Annotated in this window: 17 protein-coding genes, 1 tRNA gene and 2 pseudogenes; 9 read left to right on the top strand and 11 right to left on the bottom strand. The window is 70.8% G+C overall.

All coding sequences use genetic code 11. The features are described 5' to 3' along the window. Positions 1–117: 117 nt before the first annotated feature. From QQK35_RS14210 to QQK35_RS14200, 3 genes are all read right to left on the bottom strand, one after another. Complete coding sequence (locus QQK35_RS14210; protein ID WP_284254742.1) at positions 118–273, bottom strand: hypothetical protein; 156 nt, start codon at positions 271–273, stop codon at positions 118–120. A 67-nt stretch (positions 274–340) separates the two neighbouring features. Then, positions 341–1,315, bottom strand: coding sequence for an extracellular solute-binding protein (locus tag QQK35_RS14205; protein WP_284254741.1), 975 nt, complete (start codon positions 1,313–1,315; stop codon positions 341–343). A gap of 101 nt (positions 1,316–1,416) precedes the next feature. Then, complete coding sequence (locus QQK35_RS14200; protein ID WP_284254740.1) at positions 1,417–2,001, bottom strand: GntR family transcriptional regulator; 585 nt, start codon at positions 1,999–2,001, stop codon at positions 1,417–1,419. 213 nt (positions 2,002–2,214) lie between these two features. On the opposite strand from QQK35_RS14200, the gene manD reads away from it, so the two are divergent. Genes manD through QQK35_RS14185 form a run of 3 tightly spaced genes read left to right on the top strand, consistent with a single transcriptional unit; the run spans position 2,215 to position 5,679 of the window. Next, complete coding sequence (gene manD, locus QQK35_RS14195; RefSeq protein WP_284254739.1) at positions 2,215–3,426, top strand: D-mannonate dehydratase ManD; 1,212 nt, start codon at positions 2,215–2,217, stop codon at positions 3,424–3,426. A 25-nt stretch (positions 3,427–3,451) separates the two neighbouring features. Further along, a complete protein-coding gene (locus tag QQK35_RS14190; RefSeq protein ID WP_284254738.1) occupies positions 3,452–4,510 on the top strand; it encodes a Gfo/Idh/MocA family protein in 1,059 nt (352 codons plus the stop codon). After that, positions 4,507–5,679: a Gfo/Idh/MocA family protein gene (locus QQK35_RS14185; protein WP_284254737.1), complete on the top strand. Its 1,173-nt coding sequence runs from the start codon at positions 4,507–4,509 to the stop codon at positions 5,677–5,679. The genes QQK35_RS14190 and QQK35_RS14185 overlap by 4 nt, the downstream gene beginning before the upstream one ends. Positions 5,680–5,688: 9 nt before the next feature. Here QQK35_RS14185 and QQK35_RS14180 read toward each other — a convergent pair whose 3' ends face one another. After that, positions 5,689–5,799: a hypothetical protein gene (locus QQK35_RS14180; protein ID WP_284255714.1), complete on the bottom strand. Its 111-nt coding sequence runs from the start codon at positions 5,797–5,799 to the stop codon at positions 5,689–5,691. A gap of 422 nt (positions 5,800–6,221) precedes the next feature. On the opposite strand from QQK35_RS14180, the pseudogene ocd reads away from it, so the two are divergent. Both ocd and QQK35_RS14170 read left to right on the top strand, forming a co-directional pair. Continuing rightward, a pseudogene (ocd, locus tag QQK35_RS14175) lies at positions 6,222–7,248 on the top strand (ornithine cyclodeaminase). Between the two features lie 50 nt (positions 7,249–7,298). Beyond that, a complete protein-coding gene (locus QQK35_RS14170; RefSeq protein ID WP_284254736.1) occupies positions 7,299–8,066 on the top strand; it encodes an SDR family NAD(P)-dependent oxidoreductase in 768 nt (255 codons plus the stop codon). 18 nt (positions 8,067–8,084) lie between these two features. Here the strand turns inward: QQK35_RS14170 and QQK35_RS14165 are convergent. Further along, positions 8,085–9,465: pseudogene (locus tag QQK35_RS14165) on the bottom strand (NAD(P)/FAD-dependent oxidoreductase). Between the two features lie 55 nt (positions 9,466–9,520). On the opposite strand from QQK35_RS14165, the gene QQK35_RS14160 reads away from it, so the two are divergent. Next, positions 9,521–10,084 (top strand): histidine phosphatase family protein, encoded by a 564-nt coding sequence (locus QQK35_RS14160; RefSeq protein WP_284254735.1) that lies wholly within the window; start codon positions 9,521–9,523, stop codon positions 10,082–10,084. 73 nt (positions 10,085–10,157) lie between these two features. Here QQK35_RS14160 and QQK35_RS14155 read toward each other — a convergent pair whose 3' ends face one another. From QQK35_RS14155 to QQK35_RS14145, 3 genes are all read right to left on the bottom strand, one after another. Beyond that, complete coding sequence (locus QQK35_RS14155; protein ID WP_284255713.1) at positions 10,158–12,107, bottom strand: DUF7507 domain-containing protein; 1,950 nt, start codon at positions 12,105–12,107, stop codon at positions 10,158–10,160. 22 nt (positions 12,108–12,129) lie between these two features. Further along, positions 12,130–14,535 (bottom strand): hypothetical protein, encoded by a 2,406-nt coding sequence (locus tag QQK35_RS14150; protein ID WP_284254734.1) that lies wholly within the window; start codon positions 14,533–14,535, stop codon positions 12,130–12,132. A gap of 214 nt (positions 14,536–14,749) precedes the next feature. After that, a tRNA-Gln gene (locus QQK35_RS14145) sits at positions 14,750–14,821 on the bottom strand. Between the two features lie 60 nt (positions 14,822–14,881). Here QQK35_RS14145 and QQK35_RS14140 point away from each other — a divergent pair. Beyond that, entirely contained in the window at positions 14,882–15,394 is a 513-nt protein-coding gene (locus tag QQK35_RS14140) for a MarR family winged helix-turn-helix transcriptional regulator (RefSeq protein ID WP_284254733.1), read from the top strand. Here QQK35_RS14140 and QQK35_RS14135 read toward each other — a convergent pair. Then, on the bottom strand, positions 15,391–16,098 hold the full coding sequence (locus tag QQK35_RS14135) for a TMEM175 family protein (RefSeq protein WP_284254732.1): 708 nt from the start codon (positions 16,096–16,098) through the stop codon (positions 15,391–15,393). The two genes, QQK35_RS14140 and QQK35_RS14135, sit on opposite strands and share 4 nt — an antisense overlap. A gap of 52 nt (positions 16,099–16,150) precedes the next feature. Between QQK35_RS14135 and QQK35_RS14130 the strand changes: the two genes are divergently transcribed. Further along, positions 16,151–17,053: an MFS transporter gene (locus QQK35_RS14130; protein WP_284254730.1), complete on the top strand. Its 903-nt coding sequence runs from the start codon at positions 16,151–16,153 to the stop codon at positions 17,051–17,053. Positions 17,054–17,159: 106 nt separating this feature from the next. Here the strand turns inward: QQK35_RS14130 and QQK35_RS14125 are convergent, their stop codons facing one another. Then, complete coding sequence (locus QQK35_RS14125; RefSeq protein WP_284254729.1) at positions 17,160–17,306, bottom strand: hypothetical protein; 147 nt, start codon at positions 17,304–17,306, stop codon at positions 17,160–17,162. Next, positions 17,303–18,217, bottom strand: a complete 915-nt coding sequence (locus QQK35_RS14120) for an NAD-dependent epimerase/dehydratase family protein (protein ID WP_284254728.1) — start codon at positions 18,215–18,217, stop codon at positions 17,303–17,305. Before QQK35_RS14120 ends, QQK35_RS14125 begins: the two co-directional genes overlap by 4 nt. Positions 18,218–18,425: 208 nt before the next feature. Between QQK35_RS14120 and QQK35_RS14115 the strand changes: the two genes are divergently transcribed. Then, positions 18,426–20,291 (top strand): DUF2207 domain-containing protein, encoded by a 1,866-nt coding sequence (locus tag QQK35_RS14115; RefSeq protein ID WP_284254727.1) that lies wholly within the window; start codon positions 18,426–18,428, stop codon positions 20,289–20,291. The last annotated feature ends 3 nt before the right edge of the window (positions 20,292–20,294 follow it).

Below are 20,294 nucleotides of genomic sequence, written 5' to 3'. Positions count from 1 at the left end.
AGGGCGACGAACTCGCCCCCTCGATAGACAGGTTCAGGTCGTCCAGGGCGGCGAAGTCGCCGAACCGCCGCGACAGCCGCTCGAGCCGCAGCTCGCGGAACCGGCCGCCTCCGGAGCTCACTTCTGCGACCCGATCAGCTGGTTCCACTTGTCGTACATGGCCTGCACCTTGTCGCCGTTGAGCGGCAGGGTGGTCCTGGCCTTGTCGAGCTTGCTGAACAGGCTGAGGCCGTAGTAGCTCTTCGCCGCGGCCTGCACGTCGGGAGCGGCCATGCTGAGCTCGACCCCTTCGCCGGGAAGACGTTCGACGTGGCGTAGCCCTGGGCGGCGTGCTGCGGCTTCAGCAGCCAGCTCGCGAGCGCCAGGTCGACCGTGATGTGGCTGGCGGGCACCCCTTGGGCACGGCGATGAAGTGACCATCGCTGCTCAGGATCGGGTGGTCGAACGCGTAGATGCCGTACGAGCTGCCGAGCACCTTGGTGCTGTGCTCCAGCAGGTCCCAGCCGGCCTCGGACGCTGCGAGGTCATAGGTGCCGTCGCCGAGCCCGACGAACGTCGGGCTGGTGCTCGAGGGGTAGCGGGCGATGTACTGGTTGAGCTCCTTGAGGTAGGCCCAGGTCTTGTCCCAGCCGTTGATGGGGTCGCCCGGATCCTTGTCCTTGAGCATGTACGGCAGCGCGTCGATGAACGCGTTCGCCGGTCCGGATCCGCTCGTGGGGTTCGCGTAGACGAACTTGCCGGGGTTCGCCTTCGCCCACGCGAGCAGTGCCTGCGGCGTCTTGGGCGGATCGGTCACCTTCGCCTTGTTGTACGCCCAGATCGGGCCGGCCCATCCGCCGCCGCTGGTGATGACGCCGTAGCCGTTCGCGAGCGTCGAGAAGTCCTTCGCGGCCGGGGTGAGCGTCTTGTCGAGGTCCGGCAGGTGGGAGCTGTAGGTCGGGAGCACCTTCACGAGCTGCTTCTGACCGGCCATCTGCGCGAGCGCGAGCGGGCCGGTGAGGATCATGTCGATGTCGACCCGGCCCGCCTGCTGCTCGGCCTGGACCTTGCCCACGACATCCGGAGCGGAGCCCGTCTCGAACTGGATGCTGTCGACGAGCTTGGGGTTGGCCTTCGCGAACGCCTGGATGATCGGCTTGCTCGTGTTCAGGTCGCCCGAGACGTCGAGGATGTGCAGGGTGATCGGGCTCGAGGGCTTCGGAAGCGAGGTGCTGGTCGGGCCGGCGGCGGTGCGGTGGCTGGGCGCGCTGCAGCCCGCGAGCGCGGTGACGAGGAGCGCTGCTGCCGCGAGGATCGCGGCGGATTTGATCTTCATTGATGGCCTCTTCCTGGGTACTGCGGCGTACGGGGGTCGGAATCGCGTACTACCATACATGCATATTTGAAGCCGTCAACAAGCAGGGCGACATGACCGCATCAGGCGCGAGGGCGTCGGGCGAGGACGATCGGCGTCTCGCCATCGTCGAACATCTCCGGATGCTCCGTGCGGATGGTCTTGATGTCGCTGAAGACGAGTCGGAGATGATCGCGGAGCGCATCGTCGGCGCCCGACACGTCGTGGGCGGCGAGCCGGTCGATCACCGAGCTGTGCTGATCGATGAGGATCCGCAACTGCTGCGTGAGCGTGAGCGACAGGCGCCGCGCCCGGTCGAGCTGCGACTTCGCCTGACCCACCAGGGGCCACGCCGCCTCGTGCCCGCTGGCTTTCATGAGCGCGGCATGGAAGGCATCGTCGAGCCGGAAGAACGTCTCGTGATCGTTGCCGGCCTCCGCCTGGTTCTGGGCGTCGATCATGCCGCGCAGCTCTCCGAGCGCGGCGGGCGAGATGGCGTCTCCGCCGTTCACGAGGGCGGCCCGCTCGAGCGCCTCGCGGACGAACTGCGCCGAGGCGGTGTCGGACTCGCGGATGCGCGAGACGAACGTGCCGACCTGCGGAACGACATCGACGAGACCCTCCTCCGCGAGGAGGATGAGGCTCTCGCGAACGGGCGTGCGGGACACGCCGAGCTTGCCGGCGAGGTCGCTCTCCGACAGGGGCTCCCCGGAGCGAACTCGAGCTCGATGATCCGCTGCCGCAGGATCTCGTGGACGATCGCCCGCGCGCTGCGCGAATTCGCGCGCATCGCGTGCACATTTCCGGTGGCCATCATCTCCGGCATTATCCGGGCTCCGTCCGGGTTGGTACAACACTTGGATGGTAGTATGGTGCCTCGCATGAAGATCGTCGACGCCCGCGTCGTCGTCAGTTCTCCGGGCCGCAACTACGTGACGCTCGTGATCGAGACCGCCGACGGCACGATCGGCGTGGGCGACGCGACCCTGAACGGCCGCGAGCTGGCGGTCGCGTCCTACCTGCGCGACCACGTGTGTCCCCTGCTGATCGGGCGCGACGCCCGCCGCATCACCGACACGTGGAGCTACCTGTACCAGGGCGCGTACTGGCGCCGGGGCGGGGTGGGCATGGCCGCGATCTCGGCGGTCGACATCGCCCTGTGGGACCTCAAGGGCAAGGAGGCCGGCCTGCCCGTCTACCAGCTCCTGGGCGGCGCGGCGCGCGACGGCGTCATGGTCTACGGGCACGCGAGCGGCCAGAACCTCGACGACCTCGACGCCTCCATCCAGCTCTTCCTGGACCGCGGCTACCGTGCCGTCCGCGCGCAGGCGGCGGTGCCCGGCCTCGACCACACCTACGGGATCGGCCCCGCGCACGACGGCGCCTACGAACCCGCGAACGCGGAGCTGCCCGAGGAGGAGGTGTGGGACACCGCGCGCTACCTGGAGTTCGCACCGCGGATGCTCGCCCACGTGCGCGAGCAGTTCGGCTTCGGCTTCCACCTGCTGCACGACACCCACCATCGCCTGTCGCCCATCGAGGTGGCGCGACTCGGACGCGATCTCGAGCCCATGCGCCTCTGGTGGCTCGAGGACCCGACCCGCGGTGAGGACCCGACGGCGTTCCGGCTGATCCGCTCCCACACGACGACGCCGATCGCCGTGGGTGAGGTCTTCAACACGATCTGGGACTTCCAGCAGCTGATCACGGAACGGCTCATCGACTACGTGCGCGCCTCGGTCTCGCACGCGGGCGGGATCACGCACCTGCTGCGGATCTTCTCGCTGGCCGACCTGTACGGGGTCCGCACCGGATCGCACGGCCCGACCGACCTGTCGCCGATCTCGCTCTCCGCGGCCCTCCACGTCGACCTCGCGGTGCCGAACTTCGGCATCCAGGAGTACATGCCGTTCCCGTCGCCGGCCGACGAGGTGTTCCGGTGGAGCTACACCTTCGCCGACGGCTACCTGCACCCCGGCGACGCCCCGGGGCTGGGCGTCGAGTTCGACGAGGAAGCCGCCGCACGCCATCCGTACCGCCCGCGCTACCTGCCCGTCAACCGGCTGGCCGACGGCTCGATGCACGACTGGTGACCCGCTCCCCGCAGAAAGGACGACGATGACCCTGTCATCCGGCGCCCCGGTCCGCTTCGCGGCCGTGGGCTTGGACCATGCCCACGTCTTCGCGCAGATCGAGGGGCTCCTCGCGGCGGGCGGCGAGCTCGTCGGGATCGCGAGCGACGACCTCGAGAGCGACGTCTCCCGGGAGGTGCGCCGCCGGCATCCGGAGGTGTCGGTCGCCTCGAGCCCGTCGGAGCTGCTCGCGCGCGACGACGTCGAACTCGTCGTGACGGCCGCCGTGCCGGATCGACGTGCGCCGATCGCGCTCGAGGCCATGCGATCCGGCAAGGACGTCGTCACCGACAAGCCGGGGTGCGTCACGCTCGACGAGCTCGACCGGCTCCGGACCGCGGTGGCGCAGACCGGCCGATTCTGGTCGGTGACGTTCTCGGAGCGCTTTGAGGTGCGCGCGGTCGCCCGTGCCGGCGAGCTCGTGCGCGCCGGACGGATCGGTACGGTCGTGCAGACGCTCGGGCTCGGCCCGCATCGGATCGGCGACCGCGGCCACCTCGCCGGCGGGAGCGGACGACCCGCCTGGTTCTTCGATCCCGCCCGGTACGGCGGCATCATCACCGACATCGCCTCGCACCAGATCGATCAGTTCCTCTGGTTCACGGGATCGACGACGGCCGAGGTCGTGGCGAGCACGGTCGGCAACTTCGGCAGCCCCGAGCACCCGGCGTTCCAGGACTTCGGAGAGGTGCTGCTCCGCAGCGACCACGCGCAGGGCTACGTGCGCGTGGACTGGTTCACGCCGCAGGGGCTGCCGACCTGGGGCGACGGCCGGCTGGTGATCCTCGGAACCGAGGGCTACCTGGAGCTGCGCAAATACGTCGACATCGCCGGTCGCGACGGCGGTGACCACCTGTTCCTGGTCGACGACGAGCAGACCACGCGCGTCGACTGCTCGGACGTCGAGCTGACCTACTATCCCGACCTGCTGCGCGATGTGCGCGATCGCACCGAGACCGCCGCGCCGCAGGAGCACACCTTCGAGACGATGCGTCTCGCCCTGACGGCCCAGGAGCGGGCCGCCGTCCGAGGAGGAGCACGATGACCCCCGAGTCCCGCACCGACCGCCTGCCGGTCGCCGTCGTCGGCGGCGGCGCGATCGGCCCGCGCCACGCGCAGGCCTACGCCGCCACGGGCCGCACCGACCTGGTCGGGGTCGTCGACACCGTCGCCGAGAGGGCGCGCGCCTTCGCCGCCGAGTACGACACGGCCGCCTTCACCTCGGTCGACGAGCTGCTCTCGGCCACCGCGCCACGGCTCGTCTCGGTCGCCACCCCGCCCGGGTCGCATCTCGACGTCGCCCGGGAGCTGCTCGACGCCGGCACGTCGATCATCGTGGAGAAGCCGCCCGTGCTGAGTCTCGCGCAGCTCGACCGGCTCGCGGATCTCGACGAGCGCAGCGCCGGGTCGGTCAGCGTGGTGTTCCAGCACCGGTTCGGCTCGGGTGCCGTGCGGGCACGGGAGCTCCTGCGCGGCGGCGAACTGGGCACCCCGTACTTCGTGCTCTGCGAGACATCGTGGTACCGGGCCCGGAGCTACTTCGACCCGGAGTGGCGCGGCACCTGGAGCGGCGAGGGCGGCGGACCGACGCTCGGCCACGGCATCCACCAGATCGACCTGATGCTGCACCTGCTCGGACCGTGGCGCACGGTCGACGCGAGCACCTTCCGGCTGGACCGCCCGGTCGAGTTCGAGGACGTGTCGCTCGCGACGGTCGTGTTCGAGAACGGGGCCGTGGGATCCGTCATCAACAGCCTGCTCTCACCGCGTGAACTCACCCGGGTGCGCATCGACACCTCGGAGGGCAGCCTCGAGGTGAACCACCTGTACGGGTACTCGGATCGCGACTGGACCTTTTATCCGGTACCCGGGGGCGCGCAGTCGCTCACGCCGGGGGCCGACGCCGGGCGTGACTCGGCGGCGTCCGGCGACCTGTGGTCGCGGACCGCCGGGGAGGACCTGCCCAGCAATCACGAGGCGCAGCTCGCCCGGCTGGTCGACGACGTGCTCGCCGGCCGGACGCACGAGGCGACGGTGGCGAGCAGCCGGCCCACGATGGAGTTCGTGACCGCCCTGTACGCGTCGGCCTTCACGGGACGTCCCGTCGACCGGGCCGAGCTCGTGCCCGGGCATCCGTTCTACGACCGGCTGGACGGCGGACTGGCGCAGCCGGAGATCGACGAGATCGTCGTGAGCGGGCGCCGGCCGAGCTGAGCCCGTCGCCTACCGGAGGACGGAGCTCAGCAGCAGGCTCGTCTCGCTGTTGACGACGCCCTCGATCGACCGGATCCCGCCCAGCACCCGGTCGAACTCCGCGAGATTCGCGACCCGCAGCTCGGCGACGAGGTCCCACCCGCCGTTGGTCGTGTGCAGCGCGGTGATCTCGGGAAAGCCCTCAGGCGCCGGATGACGGCGTCCGTCGTGCGTCCCTCCACCTCGATGAGCGACATCGCCCGGATCGCGTCGAGCTCGGTCTCGTCGCGCACCTGCACGGTGAAGCCGACGATCACCCCGTCGGCCGTGAGGCGGTCGATGCGCGCGGTGACCGTGGCCCGCGCGACGCCGAGCCGGCGCGCGAGCTCGGCCAGCGGCATCCGGCCGTCCTCGCGGAGCGCGGCGAGGAGGCGGCGATCGAGTTCGGTCAGCGCGGCCATGTGCAGATCGTACAATCTGGATGCGCAGATCGTCATGTCATGCGCGTTCCGGTGCCCGGTGTGGTCGTGGCGGTCGCAGATCGCCCGGCCTACCGTTGATCCATGACCGACTTCGTCGACGTGCGCAGCATGGTGCGCTGGATGCTCGAGAGCGGCGTCGAGCGGCTCATCACGCGGATGTCGGCGTACGTCGAGGACGACTTCCGGCGCTGGGAGACCTTCGACAAGACCCCGCGGATCGCCAGCCACACCCCTACGGGGTCATCGAGCTCATGCCGACGAGCGACTACGAGACCTACTCGTTCAAGTACGTCAACGGCCATCCTTCGAACCCGGCTCGCGGCTTCCAGACCGTCACCGCGTTCGGCGTGCTCTCGCAGGTGCACAACGGCTACCCCGTGCTGCTGGCCGAGATGACGCTGCTCACGGCGATGCGCACCGCCGCGACCTCGGCGATGGCGGCACGCCACCTGGCGCGGCCCGACGCGAGCCGGATGGCGCTCATCGGCGCCGGCAGCCAGTCCGAGTTCCAGGCGCTCGCCTTCCGGGGCGCCCTCGGCATCGAAGACCTGGCGGTGTGGGACACCGACCCGGATGCCGTGTCGAAGCTCGAGCGCAACCTCGCGCCGCTCGGCTTCCGCATCGAGCGGGCGGCATCCGGACGCGACGCCGTGCGCGGCGCCGATGTCGTGACGACCTGCACGGCCGACAAGGCGCTCGCCCGCGTGCTGGAAGACGCCTGGATCGAGCCGGGCATGCACCTCAACGCGATCGGCGGCGACTGCCCCGGCAAGACCGAGCTCGACCCGGCGATCCTGGAGCGCGGCGACGTCTTCGTCGAGTACACGCCGCAGACGCGGATCGAGGGCGAGATCCAGCAGCTGGGCCCGGACTCCCCGTGACCGAGCTCTGGGAGGTCGTGGCCGGTCGCCGCCCCGGCCGCACCTCGCGCGATCAGCTGACGATCTTCGACTCGGTGGGCTTCGCGATCGAGGACTTCTCCGCACTGCGGTTCCTGCGCGACGAGGTGACCGGCACCTCCTACACGGCGGCGCTCGACCTCGTCGCGGAGCCCGACGACCCGAAGGACCTGTTCGGCCTCGTCGCCGCGATGGCGCCGGTGGGCTGAGCCGCTCCGCCCGCTAGCGTGGACCCGCCGACGACGACGGGAGACACCGGATGACCAGCACGGCCGAAGATCTGACCGGACGGGTGGCGGTGGTCACCGGCGCCTCACGCGGGATCGGACGCTCCGTCGCGCTCGAGCTCGCCCGACGCGGGGCCGACATCGGACTCGGGCTGCGCGACGCCGCCGACGACAATGGCGTCGCCGACGAGGTCCGGGCGCTGGGGCGGCGGGTGGCGAGCGTCGCGATGGACGTCACCGACCTCGCGCAGAGCCGGGCCGGGCTCGACGCCGTGATCGGCGAGCTGGGCGGCCTCGACATCCTGGTCAACAACGCCGGCGGCGGCGTCATGGGCGACGCGATCGACCTCACCGAGGAGCAGTTCGAGTCGGTCTGGGCGTTCAACACCCGCTCGACGTTCTTCCTCTCCCAGCACGCCGCGCGGCACTTCCGCGACAACGGCGGCGGGGCGATCGTCAACATCGCCTCCCAGGCGGGGCTGGTGGCGCTGCCGGGCGAGTCCGCCTACTGCACCGCGAAGGCGGGCGTGATCCACCTCACCCGGTGCCTCGCGGTCGAGTGGGGCGTGCTCGGCATCCGGGTGAACGCCGTCGCGCCGACGTTCGTCGAGACGGACGGAACCGAGCCCGCGCTCTCCGACCCCCACTTCCGCGCCGATGTCGTCGAGCGCATCGCCGCGCTGCATCGCATCGGCTCGCCCGACGAGGTCGCGACGGCGGTCGCCTTCCTCGCCTCTCCCGCGGCGTCGCTGATCACGGGCGAGACCATCGCCGTCGACGGGGGCTGGACCGCTCGCTGAGCATCCTCGCAAGCGGGGTCAGTGCCGACCCGCGACGAGATCGGCGACCCGCGCGAGCGGCGACGTCGTCGCGCGACCGCGCAGCTCGGCCCGGTCGGCCGCGCCGTACGCCCCGTAGATCGCCTGCACCGCGAGCCAGCGCAGCGGTTCGAACTCCCACCGTCGCGCCCGATGATTCACCCACGGCAGGCGGGTGATCGCGGTGTCACGGCCGGTGATGAGATCCGCGAGGGTGCCCCCGCGAGGTTGGTCGTCGTGACGCCGGTGCCGACGTACCCGCCGGCCCAGGCGAGCCCCGACGAGCGATCGAAGGAGACCGTCGCGGCCCAGTCCCGGGGCACGCCGAGCACGCCCGACCAGGCGTGCTCGATCCGGGCACCGCGCGTCGCGGGGAAGAACCGGGTGAGGACCTCGGTCAGATGCCGCACCGTGCGCTCGGCCGTGCCGCCGTCGTGGTCGACGCGTGACCCGTAGCGATAGGGAACGCCGCGGCCGCCGATCGCGATCCGGTCATCCGCCGTGCGCTGGGCGTACATGTAGACGTGCGCCATGTCGCCGAGCGTCTCGCGACCCTCCCAGCCGATCTCATCCCAGACCTCGGGGCCGAGCGGCTCGGTCACCACGAGCGACGAGTTCATCGGCAGCCAGGTGCGGTGCTCACGCCGGAGCCCGGCCGTGAACCCCTCGGTCGCGCGCACCACGACCGGTGCCGAGACGGTGCCGCGCGGGGTGACCGCCGTGCCCGGCCGGATCTCGTCGACGCGGGTGCCCTCGTGGATCGTCACGCCGAGGCGTTCGACCGCGGCGGCGAGGCCCCGCGCGAGCTTCGCCGGCTGGATGCGGGCGCAGTGCGGATGCCACCATCCGCCGAGCGTGCCGCTCACCCCGACGCGCGCCGAGCTCTCCGCCGCCGTCAGCAGCACCGAATCGTCGCTGGACCAGGTCTGCGCCTCGCGCGCGGCCGCCACCAGCCGCGCCTGCTGCGCCGGCGTGTACGCGACCTCGAGCTCCCCGCCCTTCTGGATGTCGGCGTCGATCCCCTCGGCCGCCGCGACGCGGATGACCTCGTCCACGGTGACGTCCATCGCCCGCTGGAAGTCCTCGACCGCCGCGCGACCGTGGCTCGCCGCCCACGTCTGGCGACCGCCCGTGATGTCGTGCGTGAGCCATCCGCCGTTGCGCCCCGACGCACCGAATCCCGCGAACCGCGACTCGAGCACCATGATGTCGAGAGAGGGGTCGATCTTCTTGAGCGCGTACGCGGTCCAGAGGCCCGTGTATCCGGCGCCCACGATGCAGACGTCGGCACGGCGCGAACCGTCGAGGGCGCGCGCTGCGGCCCGGGGCCGCCGATCGACGACCACCAGAACGAGACGCCGCCGTTGACCGGAGTGCTCATGCGTCCACAGTGGACCATGACCCTCGCGTGCGGGTACTCACCCTAGAGTCGGGGCATGCCGTACGAGCTCCCGCACGCCGGCCAGACGCTCCTCCTCGGCCGGCACGCGCGGACCGCGCTGAACGCGGCCGGACGCATCCGGGGGCGGAGCGACCCGGCTCTCGACGAGACCGGGCTCGCGGAGGCGGCGGCCATGGCCGAGCGGCTCTCCGGCAGCGGAGTCGAGGCCGTGGTCACGAGCCCGTTGCAACGCGCGAGGGTCACCGCCGAGACCGTGGCCGCGCGGCTCGCCATCCCGGTCCGTGTGGACGAGCGTTTCACGGACCGCGACTTCGGCGAATGGACCGGGCACCTCATCTCCGAGGTCGAAACGCGGTGGGGATCCCTCGGTGCGGCGCCGGGCGTGGAACCGGAGGCCGACGTGCTCGACCGGACTCTGCCGGCGCTCGACGACGCCCTCCGCTGGAGCGCCCCGATTCTCGTCGTCACGCACGATGTCGTGATCGAGCCCCTGACCGAGCGGCTGACCGAGGGCGGCGGGCGCCTCACGGTGCCGACGGGCGGGTGGGTCGAACTGCGCCGTGCGGACCGCGGGCCCTGGCGTCACATCGCGCGATAGGCGATCGGCGGCATCCGGGACGGACCCGGGCCTGCGAGGATCCCCACGCAGGTCCGGGTCGATCCGGATGCGGTCAGGCCCTCCGGCGACGCAGGACGAGAAGCAGCACGCCGGCCGCGATCCCGAGCAGCGCCAGGTCGCCGAACCCCCAGCCGATCTCCAAGCCGGTGGCGGCCAGAGGCGCCGTCGGCCCGGCGGGCAGCACCTCGGCGATCCGGACCGTCGACGGATCGGACTCGACCGGGTCGCCCCCGGTCAGGGTCGCGGCCGCCGTGGCCGTGTTGCTGAGCGCCTTGCCCGTCAGGTCGGCGTCGACCACCGTGTAGCTCGCGGTGCACACGATCACCTGCCCGGGCAGCAGCTCCGAGGCGCCCGAGGGGCAGTCCGGAGTCGACAGATGCCCGGTGCCGGTGAAGGCGCCCTCCTTGATGGCGGCGTCGAACAGCGTGACGTTGCCGTCGTTGGTCACCGTGAAGGTGTAGACGATCGGCTCCCCCGCGCGGGTGATGGTCGAGACGTCCGCCGTCTTCTTCAGGGTGAGCACCGCGTCGATCGGCTCGGGCACCGAGACGGTCGAGGGGTCGGAGTCGACCGGCGTCTGCGAACCGGGCGGCGTTCCGAAGGCGGTGGCGGTGTTCGAGAGCGAGCCCGCGTCGACGTCCTCCTGGGTGACCGCATAGTCGGTGCTGCAGACGAGCTGCGCCCCGGGTGCCAGCGACGTCGCCGGGCAGGTGGGGGCCGTCAGCGGGTCATGTCCCGTGAAGACGCCCTCCTGGATCCCGATGTCCGACATCGTGACGTTGCCCGTGTTGGTCACCACGAAGTGGTAGTGCACGACCTCGTCGACGGCGGGAGCCGACGGCGGGTCCGCGCTCTTGACCAGTGAGAGCGCGGGGCTCTGCGTCGCGGTCACGGTCGCGCTCGACGGGTCGGAGGCGACCTCGGCGTCGTTCGGGTCGAGGGCCGTCGCGTGAGCCGTGTTGCCGATCGTGCCGTCGTCGATGTTCGCCTGCGACACCGAGTAGGTGGCCGAACACGTCATCTGCGCCGTCGGCGCGAGCGGCGTCGCCGGGCACGACACCGTCGGCGGGGTGGCGGCGCCCGTGAAGGCATCCTCCTGGATGCCGACGCCGTGCATCGTCACGTTGCCGATGTTGACGACGACGAACGAATAGCTCACCGTGTCACCCGCGCGGCTGACGGTGGTGGGCGACGCCGACTTCGTCATGGTGATGGCTGCCGTCTGCGTCGCCGTGACGGTCGCCGTGGCGGGCGCCGACACCAGAGGGCTGCCCGACGTGGGCGTGCCCGACGCGGTCGCCGCATCGGTGATGCTGCCCTTGTCGAGGTCCTTCTGGGTCACGACGTAGGTGGCGGTGCAGTCCTCGCTGGCACCCGGGGCCAGGGTCGGCGACGGACAGGTGGGCCCGCTGGTGAGGGCCCCGGCCGGCGCGGCCTGAGTGTCCTGCACCGTGATGCCGCTCAGCGGGATCGCCGTGCCGTTGGTCACCGTGAAGGTGTACGTCACGGTCTGCCCGACCGTGTCGACCGTGGTCGGCGACGCGACCTTGACCAGCTGCAGGCCCGCCTGCGCCTTGAGCCCGGTGCGCGACGACTCGGCAGCGGTCAGCGCCGGCTGGTCGAGGCCCGGCGTCGCCGTCGTGCCGACCGTGTTCCACGCGGTCTTGCCGGCGATGTCGGCCGGGGTCGACACGGTGTACGGGATCGCGAAGCTGTTGATCCCGTCGGCGTCGGCCACGGAGACGGTGCCGTCGTAAGCGAACCGCAGGGCGGTCACGGAGGCGAGCGACGCGGGCGGGGTCGTACTCCAGTCGTCGACGCAGCCAGCGTTGCCCGCGTTCGGCAGCACCTCCGGACGACAGGGGTCGGTCGCCTGCGAGTAGGAGACCGTGACCCCAGCGGGCACGGGGCCCACGTGGGTCAGGGTGACGCCGAACTCCGATCCACGGGCGGCAGTCGATGTGGTGTTCGTGTCGCCGACGGCCGGGAGCAGGTCGTACATGACCGGGTCGAGGAGATTGGTCTCACCCGTATTGGTGAACGTCACCTTGTACGCGGCGGTGCCGCCATCCGGGCTCACATTGCCGACGCCACCGCCGGTGACCGGATCGGCGTCGAGGTTGCCCTGCACTGATTTGTCCACCGAGAAGCCGGGGTTGATCGGGGCGACGGTGATGTTCTGCGACTCGCCGCAGTAGTTCGTCGCGTCCGGTGCGTTGGTGGTGTTCAGGGCGTCGTTGATGCCGTTCGACGGTGTCGACACGCCACCGGGGTCGTTGCACCCGGTGATGGGTGCACCGTATCCGATCGTGATGTCGTTCTGGTAGCTGCCGGCGCATCCGGCCCCGAGGTCGACGAGCAGGTTGTTCGCGCCGAATTGGTAGTCGCCCGGGACGGTGATGGTGTCGGCGGGGATGACCCACTGCAGCAGCGGGCGTCCGGTGCCGTTGTAGTCGGCCGTCACGGTCGCGTCGATCGTGGCGGTCGTCGCCGAGGCGCCGCCCGGCGTGCTGGGCTGCCCGAAGCTCAGCGGCGTGAAGACGAATGTCTCGGACGTGCCGGATGTCACCGTCGCGCCCGCCGGAGCGAGGTAGGACAGATAGATCGCTCGGGACGGAGCGTCGGCGATCTCGATGTAGTTGGACTGCGGGCCGTTGCCCCCGAATCCTCCGATCGAGACGGTCTCGGTGCAGGTCGCCCCCGCTGTAGCGCGGCCAGATCCCCGGCTGGACGACCGTGCCCGACGGTTCGTCGGCCGGCGCGACCATCAGGATCGCGCTCGCCGTCTCCTGCGGCGCGAGCGGCTCGTCCGAGCCGACCAGATAGGCATTCGCGGTCGCGGTGTTGGTCATGATCGAGGGCACCGCGAGGTCCGCCGCCGCGTAGCCCAAGATCGTCAGCTGCATGCGTGCCGCCGAGTTCTGTCCCTCCTCCGCGAACGCGGGGAAGTCGATCTCGGAGACTGCGGGGGCGGCGGGGATCACCCAGCCGGTACCGGACGTGTAGGCGATCGACGCGGTGCTGCCGTCGGCATGGATCACCGTGACCTCGTCCGATACGGTCGGGGTGAATCCGGTGGCCGTGATCACGGTGGGGATGAAGGCGGGATCCGTGCAGAGCGTGCCGGGCGCGTTCGACGCGTAGTTCGGGTTGGCGCTCGTGCCGGGGCTGGCATTGTTCGTTGCGCACGGCAGCGGGTCCTGTACCGCAAAGGATGCGCCGGCCTGCGTGCCGTTCGTGGTCAGGTAGATCGTGTACTGGGCGGACTGGCCGCTCCCGTTCCAGTCACCTGGATAGGTGTACCGATAGGCGCCGTTGTTCGGCGGGTACCGGTACTCGCCGAGGTTGCCGAGCGCCTGACTCGTGGAGCCCTTCACCTCGAACGGCGTCGGAACCACGGCCACGACGTTGCTCGCGGTCGATGCCGGGATCGACCCGCTCGTGCCGTCCAGGTAGTCGAACGTCGCGGTCGCGGTGTTGGAGATGGTCTCGCCGATCCCGTCCGGGACGCCCGCGGTCGAGGCGGTGCCCGTGATCCGGATGTCGCGGCCGGGGCTGTTGTTGGCGCCGGCGCAGATCGTCCCGTCGGGGTCCGAGTACGTGAGCGTGTTGCTCTCGGCGTCGAACGTGATCGTGCCCGGGAACACGCCGACCCCGTAGTTGCCGTTGTTCGCGTTGTACCAGGTCTCGTAGCTCTGGTAGGTGAAGTTCGCCGGGAGCGGGTCGACGACGGTGAACGACGACGTGCCGATCGCACCCGTGAGGTTGTTTGCCGTGCAGTTGAAGTGGAGGTCGTACACGAACTGCCCGCCCTGCCCCACGTTGGAATTCACCAGCGTGGTGGTCTTCGTGAACGTCACCGACGGCGCGGCCGTCGTCGTGATCGTCGCGGCGTCGCCGGTGGAGGACGTGAAGTTCGAGCCATTGATCGTCGGCACGACCGAGAACGCCTGCCCGTTGGGAGTCGTGTAGTTCTTGGTGCCGTAGACGAACGTGCACTGCTGGGTGCCGGTGGCGAGCGTGCCCGCTGGTGTGCCGCCCGTGTAGGTGTAGGTGACCACGGTCGCCGTGACCGTCCTCGTCCACCCGGTGCACGAGAGGACGCCGAACCGGGTGGAGTCGTTCACGGTCGCGCCCGTCAGATCGGTGTAGGACGTGACCGGGAAGGTGAGGGTCGTGTCGGCGCAGCCGCCGGTGACGCTGCAGGAGATGGACAGCGTCATCGTGGTCGACGCGCCCGCCGCCACCGTCGTGGTGGCGGGGCTGATGCTCACACTCGCGGTGCCCGCGGCCGACGCCGCCTGGCTCGGGAGGGTCACGCCGATCGCCACCATGGCCAGGCTCACGAGCGCGACGAGAACGCCCTTCGCCACGCGCCGCCGGCGACGGCGGGGGCCGGACATCTCAGGGCCGAAGGGACTCGGGGACATCGGTGCTCCTCTGCGGTCACGCCACGATTCAGAGGAGAGCAGCACGACCGCAGCGCAGCCGTCGAGACGGCGCCAGGCGCCGACCGCATCGTTCCCCCGAGCCCAGACCCCCGGGCACGACGTGCATTTCCATCATGCACGGTCGCCTGCTTGTTGTGAAGCATTTTCGAGATGAACAGGCGTGTCGCGTTCGCGCCTTGCCACCCCTCGCCCGCTCCGCCGCCAGGATTCGAACCTGGACCTAACGGCTCCAAAGGCCGTCGTGCTGCCGTTACACCACAGCGGATCGCCGCCCCATCCTCTCAGAGGGTCGGTGAGCGAGCGGCCCGGCTGAGAAGATGGGTGGATGCCAGAGCCCGGTGCCGACGAGGTCGATCGCATCGTCGCCGACTGGTCGCGGGAGCGCCCCGACGTCGACTTCTCTCCGTTGCAGATCCTGTCGCGAGTGGGCCGGCTCTCCAAGCATCTCGACAGGTCGCGGCGGACGGCGTTCACGGCATCCGGTCTCGAGTCATGGGAGTTCGATGTGCTCGCCGCGCTCCGGCGGGCGGGCTCGCCGTATCAGCTGAGCCCGAAGGCGCTGCTGCAGCAGACGCTGGTCTCGAGCGGCACGATGACCAACCGCATCGACCGGCTCGTCGAGCGGCACCTCGTCGAGCGGCGCACCGACCCGCACGACGGCCGCGGCGTGCTGGTCGTCATGACGACGACCGGGCGTGAGCGAGTGGATGCCGCCATCAGCGGCCTGCTCGCCGTCGAGGCGGAGCTGCTCGAGGGTCTCTCGCGCGCCGATCAGGAGCGCCTGGCCATGCTGCTGCGCAAGCTGAGTCTCGACTTCGACGAGCCGCCCGGCGGCTAGTCGACCGCGGCGCCACGCGGGCCGACACGGGTGTCTCCCCGCAGACGCGTCCACGCGATCCCGCCGAGCGAGTTGAACAGCCAGAACCACATCGCCCACGCCGGGTCCACGTCGAGCGCCTGCAGCACATAGGCCAGCGGGATGGACAGCCCGAACACCAGCGGCGAGACGAGGTTGTTGCCGAGGATGTAGAGGAACAGCGGACGATCGATCGTCTCGCTCATGAGGCCCGCGCGGTACGCGTACGACCACGTCGCCGCGCCGAGCAGGCCGAGGATCGCGACCATCCCCGCGTACAGCGTGATGACCTGGGGGTTCGGCGCCCGGTCCGCGAGCAGGCTCGTGGGGAACGGCACGAGCGCGATGAAGAGCAGGAAGACCAGGTTGAGCCACACGAGCGTCGTGTCGTAGCGCACGATGACCCGGAAGCGCCGATGGTGGAACATCCAGTTGATCCCGATGACGAGGAAGCTCAGGGCGTAGGCGAAGAACTGCTCCCAGTCCCGCCCCACCGCCTCGAAGACGTTCTCGCCGGCCTTCACCTCGACGTGGATGTCGAGCACCAGCAGGGTCATGGCGATCGCGATGACGGCATCGCTGAAGTACTCGATCCTGCCGGTGTCGCGGCCGCGCGCGAACAGCCGCCGTTGCTTGTGAGCGACAGTCTCGTCGGCCGGCGCCGCGCGGTCCTCCGGCTCGTCCACGAGGGCACCATACCGAGATCGGGATGTCGGGGGCGCGACGCACGCTGGAGCGATGCGTGTGCGCACCGTCTCGCCCATCGCCGCCATGATCGCCGTCGCGTTCATGGGCAGCGTCGTCGTCACCCCGCTCTATCCGCTCTATGAGAAGGACTTCGGCTTCTCCCCGCTCGTGCTGACGCTCGTCTACGCCGTCTACGCGGTGGGCAACCTGCTCGCACTGCTGATCTTCGGCCAGCTCGCCGATCAGCTCGGGCGCAAGCGGGTCGCGCTGCCCGCGATGGGCGTCGCGGCGCTCGGCGCGGTCTGCTTCCTCCTCGCGAACGGGCCGGCGCTGCTCGCCGTCGGGCGGCTGCTCGTCGGGATCGCGGTCGGCATCCTGTCGAGCGCGGGCACGGCGTGGATCGCGGAGCGCTACGGTCCCCGGCGTCGTGCGAGTGCGAGTGTCGTCTCCGCGAGCGCCAACATGGCGGGCATCGCTCTCGGACCGCTGCTGGGAGGTGTGCTCGCCCAGTACGCGGCGCTGCCGCTCCGGCTGCCGCTCATCGCGTACCTCGTGGTGCTCGCATTGGTCGCGGTGTTCCTCGTGTTCGCGCACGACGACCGGCCCGTGCAGGTGCAGCGGGTCTCGGAGCTGCGGCTGGCGCCCCGGATCGGCCTGCCCCGCGACCGGCTCGGGGCGTTCGCGGCACCCGCCCTCACCGCGTTCATCACCTTCGCGCTCGGCGGGCTGTTCTTCGCGCTGATCCCGGGAATCGTGCGGCACGACCTGCATATCGCCAACGTCGCACTCGCAGGGCTGCCCGTCGTCGAACTCGGGGCGGTCGCGGCGGTGGTCATCGTCGTCGCGCGCCGCCTCGCGCCCGACGCGGCCATGCGCACGGGCCTGGTCCTGCTCATCCCCGCCGTCGTGCTCGTCGTCGTCGCGCAGGGCGTGCGCTCCTCGTGCTGCTGCTGATCGCCTCAGCCGTCTGCGGCGCGGCGCTCGCCCTCGGCTACCGCGGCGGCCTGCAGGTGGTCAACGACATCGCGGGCGACGAACGCCGCGGTCAGGTGACGTCGAGCTACATGATCTGCTTCTTCGTCGGCAACTCGGTGCCGGTGATCGGGATCGGCCTGCTCACGACCGTCGCCGATCCGCTCGTCGCGAGCATCTCGTTCGCAGTGCTGCTGGTCGTGCTCGCGTCGTCGCGCTGCTGCTGCGCTCTCACCAGTCCTCGGCGCCCGCGAGCGAGGTCGGCGCGGGGCGGTAGTCCAGCAGCTCGCGCGCACGGGCGATGTCGAGGGTGCGCTCGCGGCCGAGCTGGCTCACCGCGTACCGGGTGGTCAGCGGGCGTCCGCGCGCGATCCGGGCGGCGTTCTCGAGCGTGCCGGCGAGCGCGAACGCGGCCGCATACGGGATGCCGAAGATGCGCGCGTCGATGCGCCGCCGCTCCAGCACCTCCCGCAGCACCGCGCTCAGCAGCACGGGCGTGTCGTCGGCGATGTTGAACGTGCCGCGCGGCGTCGACGGATCGAGGGCGCGACGCACCGCCAGCACCAGATTGTCGATGTGAGTGAGCGAATGCCGCACCTCCGCCGCCTCGGGCAGCACGAGCCGACGACCGCGCACCATCGCGATCAGCCGCGGCAGAAGGGCACGGTCGCCCGGCCCGTAGACCGCGTGCGGCCGCAGGATGACGGCGTCGGTACCCGCCAGCTCGAACTCGGCGAACGCCTTGGACTCCGAGTACGTGGAGAGGAACCGCCGGGCGGGACCGTCCTCCTCGCGCACGTCGACGTTCGGCACGAACGCGTCGTAGACGCTCGAGGTCGACAGGTGCACGATGCGCGCGCCCGGGAACGAGCGCACCACCGTGCGGGTGCCGTCGCGGTTGACGGCCATGGCCGCGTCGCGCGGTGCCCAGTCGTCGGCCAGCCCCGCGCAGTGCACCACGGCGTCGAACTCCCGATCGCCGCGCAGCGCGCCCGTCGTGAGATCCCAGACCCGGTAGGCCGCGCGCGGATGCGACCACCCCGGCAGGCTGCGACCGAAGCCGACGACCTCGTGGTCGGCATCCGCGAGCGCGGAGGCGACGGCCCCGCCGACGAAGCCGGTCGCGCCGGTGACCGCGATCCTCACCGCGCGCTCGGCCCGGCGTCGGCCACGCGCAGCTGAGTCACGATGCGATCGTCTCCTATCGCGTCTGGGAGTCGGGCCATCGCGGCATCCGTCACGCTCGATGTTAGGGCTCCCGCGGGTGGGCGACGTGCGGCCGAGGTCGTCGCGCCGGCGTCGCCGCGGCCGGCGCCATGGCGGCCGTCACGGCACGTCGATACGCTGTGCGCCGATGCTCACGACCCGGATCCTGCAGGCCGCCACCGTGCTCGGCACCGCCGCCGTCCTCCTCGGGGCGCCCGCCGCCGCCGCACCGCTCGCGCCGCTCGCCGCGCCGCACGAGACCACCCGCCCCGCCGCGGCGATCGGCGTGCACGGCGACACGAGCGACTTCAGCTTCGACTCGTTCGACGGGCGCTACGTGCTGGGGCGCTCGGACGACAAGCGGTCCACCCTGCGGGTGACCGAGACGCTCGTGGCCGAGTTCCCGGACTTCGACCAGAACCACGGCATCGTGCGCGACATCCCGTCGAGGTACGACGGGCACTCCGTGCACGTGCACATCGTGTCGGTCACCGACGGCGCCGGCATCGCGCGCGACTACGACCAGACCTTCGTCAGCGACGACGACGGCGACTTCCTCGAGCTCAAGATCGGCGATCCGGGCGGCATCGACCGATATCTGCATGGCCGGCAGACGTTCCGGATCGTCTACACCGCCACCGACGTCACGAGGTATTTCGCGGACACCCACGACGACGAGTTCTACTGGGACACCAACGGCACCGGGTGGGACCAGACCTTCGGCAGGGTGTCGGCCCGGGTCGCGCTCCGCGACGGGATCGCGTCCCGGCTGACCGGCACGGCATCCTGCTACCAGGGTGCCGCGGGGTCGACGCAGTCCTGCGCCATCACGGGCGACGCCACCGCCGGCTTCCGCGCCGTCGTGCACGACGTCGGCCCGCGCCAGAACATGACGGTGGCGGTCGGGTTCGCGAAGGGCACCTTCGCGGCCCCGCCGTTCAGCATCTTCGATTACGTGCCGGTGCTGGCGATTCTGGCCGTGCTGGGCGTACTCGCCTCGCTCGTGCTCGCGATCGTCTTCCGCTTCGTGATCTGGCGGCCGCGCACCGGCGATCCGATCATCGCGCAATACACCCCGCCGGACGGCGTGAGCGCGATGCTCGCCGCCAACGTCGTGCGCCGAACCAAGCGCGGCATGGCGGCGTCGATCGTCGACCTCGCCGTGCGCAAGAAGCTCCGGATCGTCGAGCGGCAGCAGGGGAGCTGGATCAAGAGCGAGGTCTACGGCGTCCAGAAGCTCGACGACCAGGGCCTGCTTCCGGACGAGCAGCAGGTCATGGATGCGCTGTTCGGCTTCGCGGAGGGTCCCGTGCGCTGGCTGCAGAAGGGCGACACGGTGCTCGGGCGGTCGGTGCGGCAGATCGTGAAGCAGGTCGACGCCGAGGCGCTCGCGACCGGTGTGCGTCGCGGGCGGCCGCACGGCATCCTGCTCCTGTGCGCCCTGCTCGGCATCGGCGGGCTGGCGTGCTTCCTGCTGCTGGCCTTCACGAGCGGCGACAACGGCGCCGGCACCGCGTGGGGCGTCGTCGGCATCAACGCCGGCATCTGGATCGAGATCTTCGCCCTCGGCGCCGTGGCGAGCATCAAACCGCTCACACCGGCCGGCTCGAAGCTCTGGGATCAGCTCGAGGGGCTCAAGCTCTACATCCGGCTCGCCGAGGCCGACCGGCTCCGGATGCTGCAGTCGGTCACCGGCGCGGAGCGCGTCGACACGAGCGACGGCACGCAGATCGTGAAGATCTACGAGCGGCTGCTGCCCTATGCCGTGCTGTTCGGGCTCGAGAACGAGTGGGCGGCGGAGCTCGCGAAGTACTACGCCGACGCGGCGCCGGACTGGTACGACGGCGACATCGGCACGTTCAGCGCGCTCGGCTTCGCGAGCGCGATCGGCTCGTTCGCGTCGAGCACCTCGAGCTCGCTGTCGGGATCGTCGAGCTCGTCGTCGTCCGGCGGCTCGGGCGGGGGCGGCTCGTCCGGAGGCGGAGGAGGCGGCGGCGGAGGCGGCGGCTTCTAGCCC

The organism is Pseudolysinimonas kribbensis (genome assembly GCF_030161895.1).
In the GTDB taxonomy this organism is placed as follows: Bacteria; Actinomycetota; Actinomycetes; order Actinomycetales; family Microbacteriaceae; genus Pseudolysinimonas; species Pseudolysinimonas kribbensis.
The sequence above is the reverse complement of the archived record's forward strand: the minus strand, read 5'-3'. Positions and strand labels throughout refer to the sequence as shown.

Coding starts and splice junctions, on each gene's coding strand:
- QQK35_RS14210 (WP_284254742.1), bottom strand. CDS start 273: ATGGCCGCTCCCGACGTGCAGGCCGCGGCGAAGAGCTACTACGGCCTC.
- QQK35_RS14205 (WP_284254741.1), bottom strand. CDS start 1,315: ATGAAGATCAAATCCGCCGCGATCCTCGCGGCAGCAGCGCTCCTCGTC.
- manD (WP_284254739.1), top strand. CDS start 2,215: ATGAAGATCGTCGACGCCCGCGTCGTCGTCAGTTCTCCGGGCCGCAAC.
- QQK35_RS14190 (WP_284254738.1), top strand. CDS start 3,452: ATGACCCTGTCATCCGGCGCCCCGGTCCGCTTCGCGGCCGTGGGCTTG.
- QQK35_RS14185 (WP_284254737.1), top strand. CDS start 4,507: ATGACCCCCGAGTCCCGCACCGACCGCCTGCCGGTCGCCGTCGTCGGC.
- QQK35_RS14170 (WP_284254736.1), top strand. CDS start 7,299: ATGACCAGCACGGCCGAAGATCTGACCGGACGGGTGGCGGTGGTCACC.
- QQK35_RS14160 (WP_284254735.1), top strand. CDS start 9,521: ATGCCGTACGAGCTCCCGCACGCCGGCCAGACGCTCCTCCTCGGCCGG.
- QQK35_RS14155 (WP_284255713.1), bottom strand. CDS start 12,107: ATGTACGACCTGCTCCCGGCCGTCGGCGACACGAACACCACATCGACT.
- QQK35_RS14150 (WP_284254734.1), bottom strand. CDS start 14,535: ATGTCCCCGAGTCCCTTCGGCCCTGAGATGTCCGGCCCCCGCCGTCGC.
- QQK35_RS14140 (WP_284254733.1), top strand. CDS start 14,882: ATGCCAGAGCCCGGTGCCGACGAGGTCGATCGCATCGTCGCCGACTGG.
- QQK35_RS14130 (WP_284254730.1), top strand. CDS start 16,151: ATGCGTGTGCGCACCGTCTCGCCCATCGCCGCCATGATCGCCGTCGCG.
- QQK35_RS14115 (WP_284254727.1), top strand. CDS start 18,426: ATGCTCACGACCCGGATCCTGCAGGCCGCCACCGTGCTCGGCACCGCC.